We start from the raw sequence: 16,898 nt of genomic DNA on the forward strand, positions 1-16,898 counted from the left end.
TCTGGCGTGATAGGGCGAAAGCATGTCGAAGAACAGCCTTGCAGACCTTGCCGTTCAAGGAACGACCCTCACCGTGCGTGTGTCGCCGAACGCGCGCGCAAATAAGGTGGAGATGGAGGGGGAGACTATCAAGGTCAGCGTCACTGCCCCGCCCGCAGACGGCGCCGCAAATGCGGCAGTGATCAATCTGTTATCCAAGGCGCTCGGCATCGCCAAGACTCGTCTGACGCTGGTTCAGGGCCACAAGAGTCGGGACAAAGTGTTCCGGCTGGATTAATCTGCCTTTTCTTCGCGAGAATAAACGCCTTCGGGAAGAGAGATCGCGGCGGCCAGGTCGCGCATCTGGGACATCGAAAATGTGATTCTGTTCACCTTGTCCGTGCGCGGATCGTATTGTTCAACGGTGATGCATTCCTCAAAGCCGTTAACGATCACGTCTTCTTGCAACGGACCTTTGCCTTCGTCCACCAGCGTAACGACGGTCGAGTCGAATTCGTGTTCTATGCTAAACATGGGCGAAGGGTAGCGCGGAGATTCGGAAAAAGCCAAGACGCATCTGCGGAAAATCTCTTTCACGAATTCGGGACTGGCAGGTCTGTTCCGTTCACCCTATTTCTTATATTTCGAATACGAGGAAAACCTTTATGCGCTGGCTTCTTGTTTTGGCTCTTGCCGTCTTGGCGGCTTGTGATGTCACAACCACAACAACGCCTGCACCACGCCCGCAATCCACGACATCGCAACTCTCCGAGCAAGAGGCGCGCAGTCGTGCCGGGATTGCCGCGCGTCAGTTCGTATCAGTGGTTGAAACGGTCGAGCCTGTGGCCGAACAGGAATGTCGCCGCCGGGCACCAGGGGCCAACTGCGACTTCCAGATCGTTGTTGATGATCGGATGGGTCAGCCCCCGAATGCTTTCCAAACGGTTGATCGTTCGGGGCGGCCGATCCTTGCCTTCAATCTTGCATTGATCGCATCTGTGGAAAATGCTGACGAACTGGCTTTTGTGATGGGTCACGAAGCGGCGCACCATGTTCTTGGCCATCTCGGGCGCACGCAGCAGAACGCAGCGGTCGGCGCAGTGATCCTGTCGGGTCTGGCGGCACTGGGCGGTGCAGACGCAGCGGCGGTCCAGTCGGCGGAACAGATCGGAGCATCGCTTGGAGCGCGCACCTATTCCAAGGATTTTGAACTTGAAGCTGATCGGCTTGGCACAATAATCACAGCACGTTCAGGCTTCAATCCGGTGCGAGGCGCACAGTTCTTCAACAAGATCCCTGACCCCGGAAACCGATTCCTGGGCTCTCATCCGCCAAATGCCTCGCGCATGGACATTGTGCGACGCACAGCTGCCGGGCTCTGATCTGGCGGATTGACCTGCATCAAAGCTCGCATGGTTGGCGCATCCTAGACTTGGGGTATGACAATGAGGAGCATTGTGATGCCTTACGATTCAAAACGCGCCGAACACACGCAGATGGTGCTTGGCATGGCAGACCGGCAAGGTGTGGACCTTCAGGAGATGATCCTGCGTGCCGAAGTCAGCGAAGACCAATTCGAGCATGCCGTAGATCGCTGCATGGGCTGTACACAATCCACAGCTTGCAAGTGCCTTTTGGACAGCGCCGGACCGCAGCTGAATTTACCGGAGTATTGCCGCAACGGCGACCTGTTTGACGCCCTGAGATCAAAATGACCTGCCTGCAAAATCCGGTTTCCTGGCGTCCACTGGGCAAGACCGGTGTTCATTACTGGCTTGTTCAGCGAATGGCAAAAACCTGTGGAGTGGATACGGCACAGGCGATGTCAGACGGAGACCTTCAGGAAGCAACCTGGGTAGACATGGTCCAGCACTGCCGGACCTGCCAGTGGGTTGATGGCTGTCAGCGCTGGCTTGATCAACAGGATACGGAAAGCGCCGCATCGCCTCCCGGCGCTTGTGTGAATGGCGACATCTTCCAACGTCTTGCGGAAAGGCAAAAACAATGAGGAAACAAGCCTTGGGGAATGCCGAACTGCATTTCTGGCTGACGCGTAGCGTTGCCAGGGTTATGGGGATAAGCTTGTCCGAAGCGATGGCCAGCGGCCAGTTGGCTGCGCAGGATTACGCGTCACTTGTGACGGCGTGCCGGGAATGCGCTCTGGTAGAACAGTGTCAGCGCTGGCTTGGAGAGCAGCGAACATTGGCGCGCAACGCCCCTCCGGGCTGCGCGAATTCAGACGCGCTCGCTACGCTGGCACATGAGCCGGTTGTCTGAATTTCTTAGGTGCGCAGGTTCTTTGCGCTTTCCTTGATTCCGGCATACTGACCTGACGGACGGAAACGCCACAGATAATCCGGCAGCACCGCCTCAAGCGCGACAGGTGTCATTCCCAGATCGGCAAACGTCTTCACCCCATCCGACACAACATTGTCGTTGCGAAGATTCTTTACCTGATCGCGGGTGATCATGCTCGGAATCAATCCAAGGCTGATCGTGTTCGCAAAATCGAACAGACTGCCCATGATAGACGCGGCAAAAAACGGAATATTGAGGATCACACGGCGACGGCGAATCACACCTAGCATGTGCTGCATGAGTTCGCGGAAACTGTTCACATCCGGACCACCAAGTTCGTAAATCCCGGGTGACGCCTTGCCGATCACCGCCAGATGCGCCGCTTTGGCGACGTCGTTCACATAGACTGGTTGGAATTTCGTATCTGCACCGACTATTGGTAGTATCGGTCCAAGGCGTGCCATGCTGGCAAAGCGGTTGAAGTACCCGTCTTCCGGACCGAACACAATCGAGGGACGCAGAATGACCGCGTTTGGCATGTGTTCAAGAACGGACGTTTCGCCTTGTGCCTTGGTGCGCTGGTATTCGCTTTCGCCCGCTGCATCTGCGCCAATGGCCGATATATGCACCATGGTGCTGATGCCTGCTTCGGCAGCAAGACGTGCGACACGACCCGCGCCCTCGGCCTGAATGGATTCGAAGGTATTCTTGCCAGCCTCCGCGAGGATACCAACACAATTGACCACAGCATCAGCGCCCTGCATCGCGGCACGCACGCTCGCATCGTCGCGGATGTTGCACAGGATTGGTTCGACCTGTCCGACAACACCATAGGGTTTCACAAAGATCGCCTCATTGGGGCGACGCACCGCAACACGCACGCGCCATCCATCTTTTGCCATCCGACGCGCAATATAGCGCCCGACAAAACCCGAGCCGCCGTAGATTGTGACGAGTTTGGACATGTGAAAGCTCCCGCTAATCGCTTCGTTGACCTCTATCCCTGTCGCCCTTTGCGAGCAAGGTGTTCGATTGCCGCAAAGCAACCGCAGTCCCCTGTCAAAAAGTGCGTTGACACCCTTTCGGGACAGGATTACACGCCAGCCTCACGACACCTGCCCAGGTGGCGGAATGGTAGACGCGCTGGCTTCAGGTGCCAGTGGCCGCAAGGCCGTGGAGGTTCGAGTCCTCTCCTGGGCACCACAAACTCCGTACAAACTATTGATTTGCATTGGCTTTTTCTTGAAGCAAGCCAAGGTGTAGTACATGTCGGAGAACAAAACAGCCCCCTTCACCTTCCAGAAGGACGGAATTTTCTACTTCATCAGAAGAGTTCCGGGTGACTTAAGACGACATTATTCGTCTGGACGAATCTCATACTCTCTCAGGACAAGATCGCGGTCCGTGGCCACTGCAAGAGCCACTCAGGCAGCCTGCAAACTAGATGAGTTCTGGTTCCACCTAAGATCGAAGGATGCCGACCTACCCGGAAAGCATATGCTCAAGCAGGGACTGGCTCAGTCTTCGTCGGTTCTGATTGCCGATCCTGTCAACTCGAACATTCCTAAGTTCTCAGAGGGTGTGCTGACCTACCTGACGCTCAAAGGAACAAGCAAATCCGAAGCTGATCGGCAAGGTTACGGAGGAGGGAGAACTGAGAGACCAACACAGCGGCATCTGGCCCATTCAGGTGGTTGCCAATGGATTGAATTGGACAAAAAGAAAACGGAAAACAGCGGTTTCTTTGTCGCCACTGCCTGACCGCACAAGCGACTGGATTCAAGGTATTGGACAAGAACTCCGAAACCCCTGCCTTGCCAGGTTCTCTTCCGCTCGCTTCAATCCGTTGGGCCGAAGCTGAGCCACGAACCAGCCATCTGTTCTGAGGTCTGTCACGACATGTCCTATGAATCGAGATGTCTCAATGACGTATCGCAAAAGATGAGCTTGACCCGCAAGCCATGCTTTAGCGATTTGATATTCTTGGACTTTAGACAAATCTGAATCTCAACCAGCCCTTAATCAGTCCCTGCTTTTCTGGATCTGTGGTGGGCGAACTCTGATGGGTGCGCCTTGGTGATCAACTTCAGAACATAGGGTGAAACCCATGAAACCTTCTTTTGCTGCGCAACTGCGGTTGCGCAAACCCTTGCATTTTGCGTCGGTCCTGGCGGCGATTTTCTTGACCAGTACATCCCTGGGCAACGCACAAGTCGTTGCGCCCAATGTCTTCGTCGTTGGCAATGATCGCGGGGGAATCATCGGGACACGGGCAACCGAGGTCCGACGTCTTAAGGCTGCAAACCGCCGCGTGGAAATTCGTGGCCAAATCTGCTTGTCATCCTGTACGATGTATCTCGGAGCAGGGAACGTTTGTGTCAATCCCAATACCCGTTTTGGTTTTCACGGGCCAAGCTATTACGGTCAGCCATTGCAACCCGTACATTTCGAATACTGGTCAGAAGTCTTGGCATCGCACTACCCACCAGCGATTAAGCAGTGGTTCATGTCCAACGCCAGACATACCAAGAACGGTTATCATACGCTTCTTGGTACAGAGCTTATTCGGCACGGCGTGCCGTCATGCTAACAAAACGTGCCAGCCCGACAGGCTGGCACGCATCATTCCACATCCAGAAGTTTGAGTTTACTGCGTATCTGAAGTGCTTGAGGAGTTGCCGATGGCAGCTGCACCCAAGACAACCGCAAACAACCCTCCGGCAATCGGCACGAAGTTTGTCGCGACAGCCCCGCCTGCGGCACCGCCCCCGCCCCCAAGAATTCCTGCGGGACGCGCGCAGCGAACTCCGACTCTGCCATCTTCCAGGAAGCGCGCGGAAACAATTGTTCCGTTCTCTCCGCAGGCATCCTGAGCGCGGGCGATTTCCATTGCAGTTGCAGAATCGTTCTGCGCGAAAGAAGCCGATGCAGACATTGCAATCGTCACAGCAGTGGTGAGGAAAATACTCTTCATTTTGGCACTCCAATTGAAAACGAACAGACCATTTGTTGCTTCATAACACAAACAGCAGGTGTTGCGAAAGACCAAGCGGAGACTCTTACACATTCACCGCTGCTGCAGCACTTTTTGTGCGGTTGGAACGAAATTTGCGCATTTTGACAGCCGCTGTGCCATAGGTCTCCAGGATGTCGCAACTATTCGCCGATTGAGCGACCACATGGTTGGCGACCTGCCTGCATTGTGCGCGTGTTGGTTTGGTATAGCCACCAATCTACAACGAAAAATCCCTTTGGTTCTCTACGTTTGGTGCAAGCGATGGTCCGATTGCGACTGGAGAGTTCAATAAAAGGAGCAGTCTTCATCATTCTATTCCTGCACCGACCTGAAGCCACCGGAAGGGAATTCAGCGGACTACAAATATATTTTAACGTCTGTTGTCGTCAAAAGCAGATCGGTCTCAGATGAGAAAAAGTCACGATAAAACCTTATTCAACTGGAAATGACGAATACACATATGGCCTGTGTATCTTGGACATTCGGCAGTCCAGCGGACCTGGGGCCTCTGAATTCAAATGCTTTGATCTGATTCGGCTTTCATTGCTGCATCTTGCGAAATTCTTTGGTATTGGGCCGTGTAAACTCTGCCTTAGCGCCCACGATATGATCTTTCGGCGCATTTTCGCCGCAAAAATTGTGGGTTGTCGCTGGCGAGAGGTTGCTGGAACCCACAATCTATAATAGAAAGTTAACCTATTATAAAGTCGAACGCTCGTGCTGGAACTCTGTGGGGGAGTCATCTTGTTTGATGTGGTCAGAGACGAAGTAGAAGGTGGCAAGACCCGGGGGTCGCCGACTTTTCAGTTCTTCAAAGCCTTTTTCGACATTTTTGTCAGCATGAGTTTGCTCCCTGTCTGCCTGATTGTGGCAAGCTTGCTGCTCGTTTTGAACCGTCGCTTCAATCCTGGCCCCCTTGTTTTCGAGCAAGAGCGCATGGGGCGACGCTGCAAGCCCTTCACGGCTTACAAGTTCCGGTCCATGCTGCCAGCGCAGTTGATCGAGCGTCAGGCAGGTGATCCGGTGGAACAGGACCGGATTACCAAACTTGGCCGTTTCTTGCGCAGGTCACGCTTGGATGAGTTGCCACAAATCTTCAACGTGCTCCGAGGCGAAATGAGTCTGATTGGTCCACGTCCGGATTACTTTCCACACGCTCAAGAATTTCTGACAAGCGTTCCTGGATACCGTGCGCGTCACGACGTCCGGCCGGGTATCAGTGGCCTTGCTCAGACCGAGGTTGGCTACGCACAAGGCCCGATTGAAACGCGTCGCAAAGTCCTTGCAGACCTTTACTACATAAAGAACGCCGGTTTTCTTCTTGAGGCCTGGATCGTCTGGCGTACATTCTGCACGATCTTCGGTCGTAAAGGGCTTTGAGTCGGCATTGCTTGCTTGAATAGCTGTTTTGTGAAAAACACTCTGAGTAAACAGCGGCAGGAAGTAATCAGTTGATGCAGGATTATGCGCGCTCCGAGCGCGGACAGCAGTCGTCTAAGATCGAAGACGATGAAATTGATCTCTTGCAACTGTTTGGCACGCTATGGCGTGGCAAGTGGATCATTATTCTTTGTGCGATGATCGCTGTGCTTGTGGGTGGCTATTATGCCTATGGCGTGGCGGTTCCAAAGTACTCCGCAACCACGACGCTTGCGCTACAGATTCGCGGCTCGCAGATCGTTGACATCGAGAGTGTCATGTCGGGCGTATCGTCGGATGACGCTTCATTGAACACTGAAATTGAAGTCATAAAGTCGCGAAAGCTAGGCGAACAGTTGGTCACTCGATTGTCACTGACTGAAGATCCTGAATTTAATCCGACGATTGACGACGGCTCCGTGAACTTCCTTGAACTGGCGTTGAGCCAGTGGTTTGATGTCGATCTAGCCGCGGGTGAAAAGGTCACAAGAGAACTCCTTGACCGATGGCTCGGTATATCTTTGCCTGCTGATGAGGCACTTTCAGAGCGTCAGGTGTTCGACAAGACCGTCGACAATGTGATGGAAGTGATCACCGCGACTTTGCAACGCAATACATTCGTCTTTTCGGTGTCAGCCAAGAGCACAGACCCTCAAAAATCTGTTCGCATGGCTAACACGCTGGCCGAGATCTATATCGCCGACCAGATCGCAGTGAAATTCGAGGCAACCGAGAATGCAGTTACATGGCTCTCCGAGAGGGTCACTGACTTGGAAGTTGAGCTCAAGACACGCGAAGATGAAATCAAGGAACTGAGAGCGGGATCAAGTCTCGTCACTCCCGAGTCGTTGGCTGCCCTGAATCAACAGGCAAATGACATGTCGGATCGACTCGTGGATTTGCGAGCGTTGGCGCAGGGCGCAGAAGCGCGGTTGGGAGCGCTCCAACAATTGCAAGCTTCCGGCGACGTGGACGCGATGCAGGCCACCTTTTCCGATCCGGTTCTGCGACGCCTCTACAATGATCTCGCGAGTGGCGGACAGCAAACTCGGGATCTCTTTGACGACAGGTTTTCGCTTCTTATCCAAAGAGAAGCCAATGACACGCAACGCGCTGTTGCTCAGGCGGTATCTCTCGAAACCTCATATGAAAACCTGCAGGAAGAGATTGCCTTAAAAACCCAGGATTTGGTTGAGGTCCAACAGGCTGAACGTGAGGTTCAAGCAACCCGCGTCCTCTACGAGACTTTTCTTGCACGTTTGAAAGAGACAACCGTTCAGCGCGGACTTCAGGAAGCGGATGCCCGAGTTCTGTCTCCTTCGATCAATGGGCAATATGTGGAACCCAGAAAATCGAGAATCCTTGCCTTGTCTCTTATTCTGGGTGGCATGATTGGTGTCGCAATCGTCCTGTTGCAACAGTTCTTGCACAACGGATTCCGGACAGCAGAGGACCTTGAACGTCATACCGGTATTAGTGTGATGGGTCAGATTCCACGCATTCCGATTTCAAAGCGCGAAAGCTTGGTTCCATATCTCAAGAGTAAACCGACCTCGGCTGCATCCGAAGCGATACGGAACCTTAGAACGTCTGTCTTGCTGTCCAACATTGATTCTCCGCCAAAGGTGATCATGTCGACGTCTTCGATTCCGGGTGAAGGCAAGACAACCCAGGCGATTTCCTTGGCAACGAACTTTGCGGGGCTTGGGAAAAGTGTGCTTCTGATCGAATGTGATATCCGCCGGCGCACATTTACTCGTTACTTTAAAAATGTGCCAGATGGGGGGATTGTGACCGCTTTGGCGCGGGAGCGCCCGTTGAATGAGATTGTTTTTCACGATCCTGAATTAGACGTCGATGTGCTTATGGGCGAAAAGAGCGCTGTTAACGCAGCTGACCTGTTCAGTTCGGATCGGTTCCACGAGTTTATCCGCAATGCTCGGAATTCCTATGACATCGTGCTCATCGACACACCGCCCGTCCTTGTTGTCCCGGATGCGCGGGTCATCGGTCAATCAGTAGATGCGATTTTGTATTCAGTGGCTTGGGACAGAACGGCAAAGGGCCAGATTGACGAGGGTATTCGCCAATTGGCGACAGCCAAACTCAAAATCACGGGCTTTGTTCTCTCGCAGATCGACCCTAAGGGAATGGCGCGATATGGATACGGCGGTCGATACAGCGCGTATGGAGCCTATGCCAAGTATGGTAAACACTATTACGACACATAAAAAACCGGACCATGGATAGCCCGGTTCTTTAGTATGGGTCGTGAGTTAGTTTCCAGCAGCGCGAGCAGTATTAACTGCTGCACCAACCAACCCAAAGGTCTGTTGCAGTGACCTGCCCCATTTGGTTACCGGCTGTTCCTCAATGAAGATGATGTCGTCAGGACGCATTTCCATACGCGCCGCAAGCGTGAGGTTAACCGCGTTGGTCGCGTCCAGATGCCAAGCAGTCACGGCACCGAACTCAGCCGGATTGTTGGAGGCACGCAGAACATAGATATGTCGCGAACTCCCCGTGGCATTGTTGTAGCCGCCGCTGTCGTAAAGCGCATCTGCCAGAGTTGCGGTTTGACCAAAAGGCAATGCAAATCGGCTCTGTTGCGCCACTTCGCCGGTCAGGTACACGTAATCCCGCTCAACAGCGCCATATTGATCGAGCGCTTCAAAGTTTGTCCGCTGTTCACCTAGTGCGGCCCGCCGCAAAGAGACTTCCGTTTCGAGTTCTGCCAGGGCTTGAGCGCGCGCTTGGGTGCGTTGTGCAATCACGTCCAACCGTTGCTGATAGAAAGCCAGTGCTTGCTGGAGATCATAAGTGGTATCCACATAGACCGCGTCTCCGTCCAGCAAAACGCGACGCTGTAGGGCGGGATCTTCAAAGTAATCCTTTACCGGAATCTGATAGAGCGTTCCGCTTCGATAAATCCGAATGGACCCGAATTCATCGTTCGCAAGTTGAATACCACCTGCCGATGTCAGTGCCTCTCCGAGAGTGAGGGGCTTCAAAGTGATCGGGATCAATGTCGAATTTCCGACAGCACCCCCAATTGCAACACGCTGTGAATTGAAGTCAGACACTTCAAGGCTGAATGCGGGGTCGATCTGATTGCGGACGAGCACCTCGAAGATGCGGGCTTCGGCCTCTTCGACCGTCAAACCGGCAATGTCGATCTGGCCGATTTCGGGAATGGCAATACGCCCATCATCGCGAACGGTGTATCCCTGACGACGGTTTTGCGCTGCAAGCAGACCACTCAGTTCCTCTACAGTGGAGCCGACGGACTTGGTCGCCAGAAGCACCACGTCGCCCACACCAATGCGGTAGGTCTGAGGCAAGATTTGGGGCGGCGGACGCAGTTGAAGCGCGCCGCGCGTCTCTTCTGGAACAAATGGTTCTTCCGGAAGAGGACCACCAAATCGCAAGGAACCTCCACCAGCCGTTTGATAAAACGCGGCTGGCAGGCGTTTTGGTGAATAGGCTGATTGGTTCGCGGCCAAAACGCTTTGCGCTGTTAGCGGAATTTCACGAACCGCAACACCAGCAGACGCCTCTTTGACGGAGGGACTATGATACGTGATGCCGCAGCCTGCTGTTACCAAAGCTGTGCTTAACAGGGCGATGCCCATATATTTGCGGCTTTTCATACTCGTCCCTCAATTACGATTCGGCATAGACCTGCGATGAGCAAAACCTAGCGGATCACCCGCTCCGTTTCCATGTAACCAACATTCGGCGACACCCATTGGCGTGATTTAAGCATCACTCCGTTGCCATTTCGCCAGTATACGTTCTCAATTTCCCGTTCGTCGTTCACGCAGGTTTCGGTGATGCGTGTCGCAGACAAAGCGCGATCCCCAATGGTAATGCGGTCTGTTTGCAAATCTGTCCGACGGCATTGGAAGGTAATGAAATAGCTTTGATATTCGCCGTTCATATAGCCATTGATGCGGGGGGCCCAGCTTGCCGCGCCACCTTGTGCCGCGAAAATAGAGTGCTCCGCGTCTGCACCCATTAGGTCGTCCCCCAGCCCTCTTGTCGATACGACAATGCCCTGATCAAACGAAAAGGAGGCATTGTCTGGCGTTCGCCAAGTCACAACATTTCCAATACGAGATGCCTGCACGGCATAGTTCTGTGCACGCAACGCCGGAACGGTGACCAACATCGCCTCTGTCTCTGCTGGCTCAACAAGGATCTGCGGACCGCCAAACCCCACCAGTGACGTCAATTGGGCGCATCCGGAAACCAGTGTTACCGCCAAGAGTGTGAGAACAACGCGCCTCATTTCCAGAAACGGCCCCAACCGTCATCAAGCTTGGGCGTGTGTAACTCCCGAACTGTTTCATACAGGCGATCCGACACGTTCAGTCGCGCACCGCCATCCCTCTGGACCGGACGCATGACATAGCCAAGTTTGTCTGTATTCGGCTGGCCAGTGACCGTGCTGATCGGGATTTCGAAACGCAAACCCTTGTCGAACGACCCTTCGCCAAAATCGTCGAAGCTGACATCGGTGAAGGTCGCAAAAGCACCGACTTTCCAGCCGTTCTTGAACTCGCGATCAAGTGTAAGAGTCGTGCCCCAGTCACCAGCAAGGTAACGTCCGACATCAACTTGGGAATGGAATCCATTGCCCATATCCCAATAGCCGGAGACATGTCCGGTCGCGACTTCGTAGTCGCGGAACCCGAAAAGCTGATCAAAGTCGCGTTGCTTGACGTAATTGAACTCGGCTCCAACTGCGAATTGGCTGTCGACAGGTTTCCAAAGCAATTCAGTCGAAATGCCGCCGAACATCGGTTCAAGATAACCGGCGGAAACACGTCCATAAAGGTCTTCGCCGGGTTTGAAGTAATAGGCACCAACCAACTCAGTGATCGCAGGATCGCCTTCGCGCTCGTATATGTTGAAATCCGACCGGACCTTTTCCAGCACCGAAGTCGATTCCCGCGTGCTTTCATCCAGATTGCCCAAGAGCTTCTTGCGCACTGCACCACGAATTTCAAATCCAGGAGCGGGTTGATACTGTGCGGCAAGCTCGAGTCCGACATCAATGCGGACCGGATCGTCCGGATCAAAAAGGCTGGGTGACAGATAGGGGCGCAGTTGCCAGTCAAACTGCGGGTAACGACCGGCAACAGGTGTCAGGGGACCTGAGTCAGACTCGAAAGTCGCACGTGCAAATGTACGCCAGCTGTTGTCATAGTCGTATTGCAATTCTTCCAGATCGCCCCGGTCAAGAGTGACCGCAGCCCCGGTAATGCCTTTGACAACAGGGACAATGGTGAAGGTATCGACACCAGTTGGAACTGAATTGGTCAGCGCGCGGGCCGTTCGACCGATCACTTGAGCGGTGTTCGGATACGTATTGTTTTCGACCTCAACCCGGACAGATCGACCAGAAGCCGAGAAACCATGCAAGGTCAATCCGGACTGTGCCAACGCCGCCTGCACCGAGTTCTGAACTCGGGTTTCACCGACGGATTCTACGCTCCAGCCAAGAGATTCGGCGCTTCTGCGCGGCAAGACCGGCATTGGAGCGCGATCATATCCAGGGCCTCCACGAGGTGATTTCGGGTTGGTGGCAAAGGTCGCCTGAACACCGATCTCTGATCCGTATAGGTAATGTGCGCCAAAAGTGATCCCGGGCCGATACTGGTATGAGACACCAAAATTGTAAGGCGATTTACGCTCGAACGCGCTGCCATCTTCATCCGGATACGCGTCGGACGAGTATTCCGCAGTAAACGCAAGCTTCTCGGTTGCCTGCCATTCGATCCCGCCAAAGAATGCGGCATCGCCTCTGAAGAACTGGTCCGTATCTACCGTACCGCCTAGACCGACGTCATTGCGTGGCCGCGTCTTCAAAGAGTCGCTGAAAACTCCCAACGGATTGTCAAAGCCGCCGACACCCGCGAGACGACCCCAGCCAAGACCGCCGGTGACCCGGACCCCGTTTCCGATTGTCTTGGTCGCAACGAGGTACTCAGAAGAGTAAATACCGGTCCCAAGGAAGTCGTTCAGACCGACAGCGACGGCCGGACGCCATGTGTCCGGGTTTTCATCAATCAGTCGATACTGAAGCGAAAAGCTGCGATCGAAGAGCTCTGAGCCCTCGCGACGAAAGTTGTTGATGTTGGAGTACCGAAAGCTACCGGACAGACGTGGTGTAACCTGAAATGTGATCGTATTGCGCGTCTGATTTTTGAAGTAGCTGGACGTGAACGCAAGCTCCGCGTCCGGCCTGCTGAGCGCCGACGGCATGTCGATCAGCCCAGGATAACCATAGGTATTATAGCTGGAAAAAGGGTCAGCCGATGACTGCCCCAAAAACAACCCGAGGGCTGAAACCCCGATTATGCTTTTTCTTATAACTCTCACGTCTGCCTCCGAAGAGACCATGATATTTTAGCGTTCATGTGCCTCTGCTAACCTGTTTACCCAAAACAGGCGGACAATCCATGATTTTTGAAAATGTTGCCATGACCGCTACGCTGCGTTGCATTGGGGTCACGGGTTCAACTTCAGATCGCTGCAATTGAAAGAAAAAGCGGGCGTTTTGAACAAGGATCAGGCTTTGATCCTCTGCGGCTTTACCACGTTCGGTTATGGCTCAAGCCGCAGATCGATTAAAGAAAGTCATGCTGCATCTTTGCGCGGTGGGTGCAACAATGCATCAATGGACTTGCCCCAGCTGGACAGATCGTATCGGCGTACAGCGGTTTGCATCGCCTTCATGCGATCCCGACGTTCGGTTTCAGACATGTCCAATGCCTGACCGATTGCGACGTCCATGGATCGCGCCGAGAACGGGTTGGTGGCAACCGCTGCACCCAGTTCGACGGCCGCGCCAGCGAACTCGGAAAGAACCAACGCCCCGTCGCCATCGACACGGGAGGCAATGAATTCCTTGGCGACGAGGTTCATGCCGTCTGCCAAAGGTGTGATCCACGCAACCGATGCGGCTTGGTAGTAGGCAATGAGATCCTTAAATGGAATCGCGCGAGATACGAGCGTGATGGGCTGCCAATCCAATGATCCGAAGCGACCGTTGATGCGACCTGCGGCCTCTTCGATGGCGGACTGGATTTCGCCATAGGCGGCCATGTCCCGATTTGCGCTGACCGATACGTGCATCAGTTGAACCTGACCGCGCAATTCAGGGCGTTCTTCAAGAACCCGTTCAAATGATTCCAGCTGTTCGATGCCGCCCTTTGTATAATCGGTGCGACCGACGGACAGGATCAGTTTTCGATCACCCAGATCGGTGCGCAATGCTTTGACGCGCTGCTGCGTGGCCTCTTCGCGCGCACGGGCTTGGATGTATTCGACATCCACACCAACTGGCGCGACGCTTAGATTAACGTCGCCGAACGGACCATTGAGGATTGTTGGAACACGCCTTTCCGTCAATGCGGTGCCTTCGGCGATCAAATCGTCTGGCACATTTGCGCGGTCGGTGACTTCGACATCCATCAGGCTTTGTACGACGGCAGCGAAATTCGTCGCATAGCGTGGAATGTGAAAGCCGACGCTGTCGCAGGCCATCAGACTTTCGATGATTTCCTTGCGCCACGGCAGCACGTTGAACATATCGGGTGCCGGAAACGGTGTGTGGTGGAAAAAGGCGATCTTCACGTCAGGTCGCATCTGACGGAGATAGCCCGGGACCAGCCAAAGGTTGTAATCATGCACCCAGACCAACGCACCGTCAGCGGCCTCGGCAGCCGCGGCTTCGGCAAAGCGCCAGTTCACTTCGCGGAAATTGGGCCAATCCACCGGGTCATAATTGTAGCGATCCTTGAAGCTGTGAAGGATCGGCCAGAATGCTTCTTTAGAGGTGACGTGATAAAACTCGTGGACCTGCCTCTGGGTCAGCGGCAATCGCGACACTGAATAACTGCCAAAACTGTCATCAACCTCGATTTGTCGGTCCCAACCGGGCTCGTTTGAATCGTCAGCCAGTTTCCAGGCGACCCATGCCCCATGGTCCACCTTGCCGAAAAAGCTCTTCAGAGTTGGCACAATGCCGTTCGGGCTTTTGTTCTCGCGCAGGACGGTTTTGCCATTCTCTTCTACCTCTTCGTACGGTTGACGGTGGTAAACGATCACAAGATCAGATGGCATCAGGAACTCCTTGGAGTTGGATGAAGGTTGAAGGCCATGATGGCCTCTAGAATGCCCGCAGCGCCTTCGCCGCGCGCGCGATGAATTTTGGGTGACTCGGGAAGATTGTCGTAAAGGGCTTGCTCTGATCCACCAACTGCGACCGCATGCAGATCTGCCGTCAACATCGACAAGTCATTGAGCGTATCGCCCGCGGTCAGGACGCGGTCGGGTGCGATTCCCAAAGTCTTGAGCAGGCGATGCAGGGTGGGGCCCTTCGAGACGCCTTGCGGCAAGACGTCCACGAACCGATTGTCGGACACGAGGACATCAACATCCAGTGCGCGCACCGGATCAAGGTCGGCGATATTGAAGCCGTCGATTGAGATGTTATAGCTTAACCGATGCCGGAACGGTGTGTCTTGGAGTGTCAGGCCATCCACTTTGGCCATCAGGTCACGAACCATCATGGCTTTGCCAACCCAAGCATTGGCGATATGCGCTTCCAACTCGGGAACCGGCAGGACCATTCCCGGGGAATAGACTTGTGCAATTGTGGTTCCGACATCAGCGATGACATATTCCGGCATCGGCACACCAAACGTATCGCAATGATCGTGGATGAATTCCGGGTGCCGCCCCGTCACAAAGATCAGGCCAATTGTTTCGCGATTGTCTTCGATCCAGTTATAAAGCTCTTCCCGCGCTTCGGCCGTGCCACCAAGGAATGTGCCGTCGAGATCAGTGGCAAGGACAAACGCTTTTTCTCCGATAGGCGGCTGAATTGGGGCATGAATGGTCATGTGACACCCTCCTTCGGCACGGGGGAATTGGCGGACGAGGTCGGGTGTTCAAAGGTCAACGACATGGCGCGGGGTTCGGATTCGATGGGCTCGGACCAGAATTGCGCGAAGGTTTCGGCGATCGGGTCGCCGTCATGCAGGATGCTGCGAACGGTCTCGCAAATCGGCATGGGCACTGACAGCTTGCGCGCAAGGTCCGTGACGGATTTGGCGTTTGCCTCACCCTCGACCACCGTGGGTTTTCCACCAAAACAGGCTTCACGGGAAAGACCGCTGCCAAGTTGAACACCAAGAGACATGTTGCGGGATGTGGTGCTGGAGCACGTCAAGGTCAAATCGCCAATGCCCGAAAGACCCGTCACGGTCTCACGTCGACCGCCCAGGGCTTCGGCCAATGCTTTCATTTCATCAAGGCCACGGGTGATCAGCGCGGCACGGGTGTTTTCGGCAAAGCCTGCGCCGCTCATCATGCCACAGGCGATGGCGATCACGTTCTTCACGGCACCACCGATTTCAACGCCGACCAGATCATCAGACAGATAGGTGCGGAACGCCGGAGTGGCGAGCGTGACAGCCATGCGCGCGGCTGCGCTATTCTCCGGGTCAAGCCGATCTGTTTGATCAAACGTGAATGCAAGTGTCGCCGCAGAAGGATGGCCAGCGGCAAGTTCCGTTGCAAATGTTGGCCCCGACAACGCCCCGACGGAATGGCCGGGCAATTCATCCTCTGCGATTTGCGACATCAGAAACCCGGTTTCTGCCTCGATGCCTTTGGCGCAAACTGTGATTGGAATGCCTGCCGGAGTCATGGGCTTCATCGCTCGGGCAACATCTCGCACGGCTCCGGATGGAACCACCAACAGTGCTGCATCGGCGTCACCAAGGGCCACGCGCAGATCAGTTGTTGCGCGGATTGAAGGCAAGAGTGAAATATCGGGAAGGTAGCGGTGATTGCGCGATGTTCGGTTGATGTCGTCCGCCACATCAGCGCGTCGCGCCCAAAGTGCAACCTCTGTCCCACCTTGGGCGGCAACATTTGCAAGCGCGGTTCCATAAGCCCCTGCACCGATAACGGCAATTCGCTTGAAGGGATGCGCGGAGCGCGGGAAGGGTTCACCGGAAAACCGGTCAATTCTCATGGGACGGCCCCTTTGAATTTATCTCCATTGGCTGACAACTATACATCCTGACAAAAAGTTCCGTGCACCTGCAGAAAAAATGCTGCAAGTGCGAAACCTTTTCCGTCTTTCGGCGTTAGACGATCATATTTT

At 54.4% G+C, this 16,898-nt stretch carries 18 protein-coding genes, 1 tRNA gene and 1 pseudogene; 11 read left to right on the top strand and 9 right to left on the bottom strand.

Going from position 1 to position 16,898, the window contains the following annotated elements:
* Positions 1-22: 22 nt before the first annotated feature.
* Positions 23-277, top strand: a complete 255-nt coding sequence (locus tag ACTIEN_RS05150; RefSeq protein WP_439522044.1) for a DUF167 domain-containing protein — start codon at positions 23-25, stop codon at positions 275-277.
* Here the strand turns inward: ACTIEN_RS05150 and ACTIEN_RS05155 are convergent.
* Positions 274-513 (bottom strand): hypothetical protein, encoded by a 240-nt coding sequence (locus tag ACTIEN_RS05155; protein WP_439522153.1) that lies wholly within the window; start codon positions 511-513, stop codon positions 274-276. The genes ACTIEN_RS05150 and ACTIEN_RS05155 overlap by 4 nt on opposite strands.
* 131 nt (positions 514-644) lie before the next feature.
* Here ACTIEN_RS05155 and ACTIEN_RS05160 point away from each other — a divergent pair, with 131 nt between their 5' ends.
* The 4 genes from ACTIEN_RS05160 to ACTIEN_RS05175 all read left to right on the top strand — a co-directional run bounded on the left by ACTIEN_RS05160 (position 645) and on the right by ACTIEN_RS05175 (position 2,256).
* A complete protein-coding gene (locus ACTIEN_RS05160) occupies positions 645-1,361 on the top strand; it encodes a M48 family metallopeptidase (RefSeq protein WP_439522045.1) in 717 nt (238 codons plus the stop codon).
* 78 nt (positions 1,362-1,439) lie between these two features.
* Positions 1,440-1,694 carry a DUF6455 family protein gene (locus ACTIEN_RS05165; RefSeq protein ID WP_439522046.1) on the top strand — a complete coding sequence of 85 codons (255 nt, stop codon included), beginning with the start codon at positions 1,440-1,442 and terminating at the stop codon, positions 1,692-1,694.
* Entirely contained in the window at positions 1,691-1,987 is a 297-nt protein-coding gene (locus ACTIEN_RS05170; protein WP_439522047.1) for a DUF6455 family protein, read from the top strand. Before ACTIEN_RS05165 ends, ACTIEN_RS05170 begins: the two co-directional genes overlap by 4 nt.
* A complete protein-coding gene (locus ACTIEN_RS05175; protein ID WP_439522048.1) occupies positions 1,984-2,256 on the top strand; it encodes a DUF6455 family protein in 273 nt (90 codons plus the stop codon). The genes ACTIEN_RS05170 and ACTIEN_RS05175 overlap by 4 nt, the downstream gene beginning before the upstream one ends.
* 5 nt (positions 2,257-2,261) lie before the next feature.
* Here ACTIEN_RS05175 and ACTIEN_RS05180 read toward each other — a convergent pair whose 3' ends face one another.
* A complete protein-coding gene (locus ACTIEN_RS05180; protein WP_439522049.1) occupies positions 2,262-3,242 on the bottom strand; it encodes a complex I NDUFA9 subunit family protein in 981 nt (326 codons plus the stop codon).
* A 152-nt stretch (positions 3,243-3,394) separates the two neighbouring features.
* On the opposite strand from ACTIEN_RS05180, the gene ACTIEN_RS05185 reads away from it, so the two are divergent.
* The 4 genes and pseudogenes from ACTIEN_RS05185 to ACTIEN_RS05200 all read left to right on the top strand — a co-directional run bounded on the left by ACTIEN_RS05185 (position 3,395) and on the right by ACTIEN_RS05200 (position 4,867).
* A tRNA-Leu gene (locus ACTIEN_RS05185) sits at positions 3,395-3,480 on the top strand.
* A gap of 63 nt (positions 3,481-3,543) precedes the next feature.
* Positions 3,544-3,732 (top strand): annotated as a pseudogene (locus tag ACTIEN_RS05190) (DUF6538 domain-containing protein); the annotation flags it as partial.
* A 42-nt stretch (positions 3,733-3,774) separates the two neighbouring features.
* Positions 3,775-4,038, top strand: coding sequence for a hypothetical protein (locus tag ACTIEN_RS05195; RefSeq protein WP_439522160.1), 264 nt, complete (start codon positions 3,775-3,777; stop codon positions 4,036-4,038).
* A gap of 346 nt (positions 4,039-4,384) precedes the next feature.
* Positions 4,385-4,867 carry a hypothetical protein gene (locus ACTIEN_RS05200; RefSeq protein WP_439522050.1) on the top strand — a complete coding sequence of 161 codons (483 nt, stop codon included), beginning with the start codon at positions 4,385-4,387 and terminating at the stop codon, positions 4,865-4,867.
* Positions 4,868-4,924: 57 nt separating this feature from the next.
* On the opposite strand, the gene ACTIEN_RS05205 is transcribed toward ACTIEN_RS05200, so the two are convergent.
* A complete protein-coding gene (locus ACTIEN_RS05205; protein ID WP_439522051.1) occupies positions 4,925-5,326 on the bottom strand; it encodes a hypothetical protein in 402 nt (133 codons plus the stop codon).
* A gap of 720 nt (positions 5,327-6,046) precedes the next feature.
* On the opposite strand from ACTIEN_RS05205, the gene ACTIEN_RS05210 reads away from it, so the two are divergent.
* Positions 6,047-6,673, top strand: a complete 627-nt coding sequence (locus ACTIEN_RS05210; protein WP_439522154.1) for a sugar transferase — start codon at positions 6,047-6,049, stop codon at positions 6,671-6,673.
* 74 nt (positions 6,674-6,747) lie between these two features.
* Positions 6,748-8,943 (top strand): Wzz/FepE/Etk N-terminal domain-containing protein, encoded by a 2,196-nt coding sequence (locus ACTIEN_RS05215; protein ID WP_439522052.1) that lies wholly within the window; start codon positions 6,748-6,750, stop codon positions 8,941-8,943.
* 45 nt (positions 8,944-8,988) lie between these two features.
* On the opposite strand, the gene ACTIEN_RS05220 is transcribed toward ACTIEN_RS05215, so the two are convergent.
* The 6 genes from ACTIEN_RS05220 to ACTIEN_RS05245 all read right to left on the bottom strand — a co-directional run bounded on the left by ACTIEN_RS05220 (position 8,989) and on the right by ACTIEN_RS05245 (position 16,766).
* Positions 8,989-10,362 carry a polysaccharide biosynthesis/export family protein gene (locus ACTIEN_RS05220; RefSeq protein ID WP_439522053.1) on the bottom strand — a complete coding sequence of 458 codons (1,374 nt, stop codon included), beginning with the start codon at positions 10,360-10,362 and terminating at the stop codon, positions 8,989-8,991.
* Between the two features lie 47 nt (positions 10,363-10,409).
* Positions 10,410-10,946: a YjbF family lipoprotein gene (locus ACTIEN_RS05225; protein ID WP_439522054.1), complete on the bottom strand. Its 537-nt coding sequence runs from the start codon at positions 10,944-10,946 to the stop codon at positions 10,410-10,412.
* A 53-nt stretch (positions 10,947-10,999) separates the two neighbouring features.
* On the bottom strand, positions 11,000-13,120 hold the full coding sequence (locus ACTIEN_RS05230) for a YjbH domain-containing protein (RefSeq protein ID WP_439522055.1): 2,121 nt from the start codon (positions 13,118-13,120) through the stop codon (positions 11,000-11,002).
* A gap of 237 nt (positions 13,121-13,357) precedes the next feature.
* Positions 13,358-14,845 (bottom strand): glucosylglycerol-phosphate synthase, encoded by a 1,488-nt coding sequence (gene ggpS / locus ACTIEN_RS05235; protein WP_439522056.1) that lies wholly within the window; start codon positions 14,843-14,845, stop codon positions 13,358-13,360.
* Positions 14,845-15,627, bottom strand: coding sequence for an HAD family hydrolase (locus ACTIEN_RS05240; protein ID WP_439522057.1), 783 nt, complete (start codon positions 15,625-15,627; stop codon positions 14,845-14,847). Before ACTIEN_RS05240 ends, ggpS begins: the two co-directional genes overlap by 1 nt.
* Positions 15,624-16,766, bottom strand: coding sequence for an NAD(P)H-dependent glycerol-3-phosphate dehydrogenase (locus tag ACTIEN_RS05245; protein ID WP_439522058.1), 1,143 nt, complete (start codon positions 16,764-16,766; stop codon positions 15,624-15,626). The genes ACTIEN_RS05240 and ACTIEN_RS05245 overlap by 4 nt, the downstream gene beginning before the upstream one ends.
* Positions 16,767-16,898 lie beyond the last annotated feature (132 nt).

This window comes from Marivita sp. (genome assembly GCF_051859345.1).
In the GTDB taxonomy this organism is placed as follows: Bacteria; Pseudomonadota; Alphaproteobacteria; order Rhodobacterales; family Rhodobacteraceae; genus Marivita.

Bases quoted from the DNA above. Each gene is read 5' to 3' on its own strand.
- ACTIEN_RS05220 (WP_439522053.1), bottom strand. From the start codon at position 10,362: ATGAAAAGCCGCAAATATATGGGCATCGCCCTGTTAAGCACAGCTTTG.
- ACTIEN_RS05175 (WP_439522048.1), top strand. From the start codon at position 1,984: ATGAGGAAACAAGCCTTGGGGAATGCCGAACTGCATTTCTGGCTGACG.
- ACTIEN_RS05240 (WP_439522057.1), bottom strand. From the start codon at position 15,627: ATGACCATTCATGCCCCAATTCAGCCGCCTATCGGAGAAAAAGCGTTT.
- ACTIEN_RS05165 (WP_439522046.1), top strand. From the start codon at position 1,440: ATGCCTTACGATTCAAAACGCGCCGAACACACGCAGATGGTGCTTGGC.
- ACTIEN_RS05200 (WP_439522050.1), top strand. From the start codon at position 4,385: ATGAAACCTTCTTTTGCTGCGCAACTGCGGTTGCGCAAACCCTTGCAT.
- ACTIEN_RS05160 (WP_439522045.1), top strand. From the start codon at position 645: ATGCGCTGGCTTCTTGTTTTGGCTCTTGCCGTCTTGGCGGCTTGTGAT.
- ACTIEN_RS05215 (WP_439522052.1), top strand. From the start codon at position 6,748: ATGCAGGATTATGCGCGCTCCGAGCGCGGACAGCAGTCGTCTAAGATC.
- ACTIEN_RS05195 (WP_439522160.1), top strand. From the start codon at position 3,775: ATGCTCAAGCAGGGACTGGCTCAGTCTTCGTCGGTTCTGATTGCCGAT.
- ACTIEN_RS05180 (WP_439522049.1), bottom strand. From the start codon at position 3,242: ATGTCCAAACTCGTCACAATCTACGGCGGCTCGGGTTTTGTCGGGCGC.
- ACTIEN_RS05230 (WP_439522055.1), bottom strand. From the start codon at position 13,120: ATGGTCTCTTCGGAGGCAGACGTGAGAGTTATAAGAAAAAGCATAATC.
- ACTIEN_RS05245 (WP_439522058.1), bottom strand. From the start codon at position 16,766: ATGAGAATTGACCGGTTTTCCGGTGAACCCTTCCCGCGCTCCGCGCAT.
- ACTIEN_RS05170 (WP_439522047.1), top strand. From the start codon at position 1,691: ATGACCTGCCTGCAAAATCCGGTTTCCTGGCGTCCACTGGGCAAGACC.
- ggpS (WP_439522056.1), bottom strand. From the start codon at position 14,845: ATGCCATCTGATCTTGTGATCGTTTACCACCGTCAACCGTACGAAGAG.
- ACTIEN_RS05155 (WP_439522153.1), bottom strand. From the start codon at position 513: ATGTTTAGCATAGAACACGAATTCGACTCGACCGTCGTTACGCTGGTG.
- ACTIEN_RS05150 (WP_439522044.1), top strand. From the start codon at position 23: ATGTCGAAGAACAGCCTTGCAGACCTTGCCGTTCAAGGAACGACCCTC.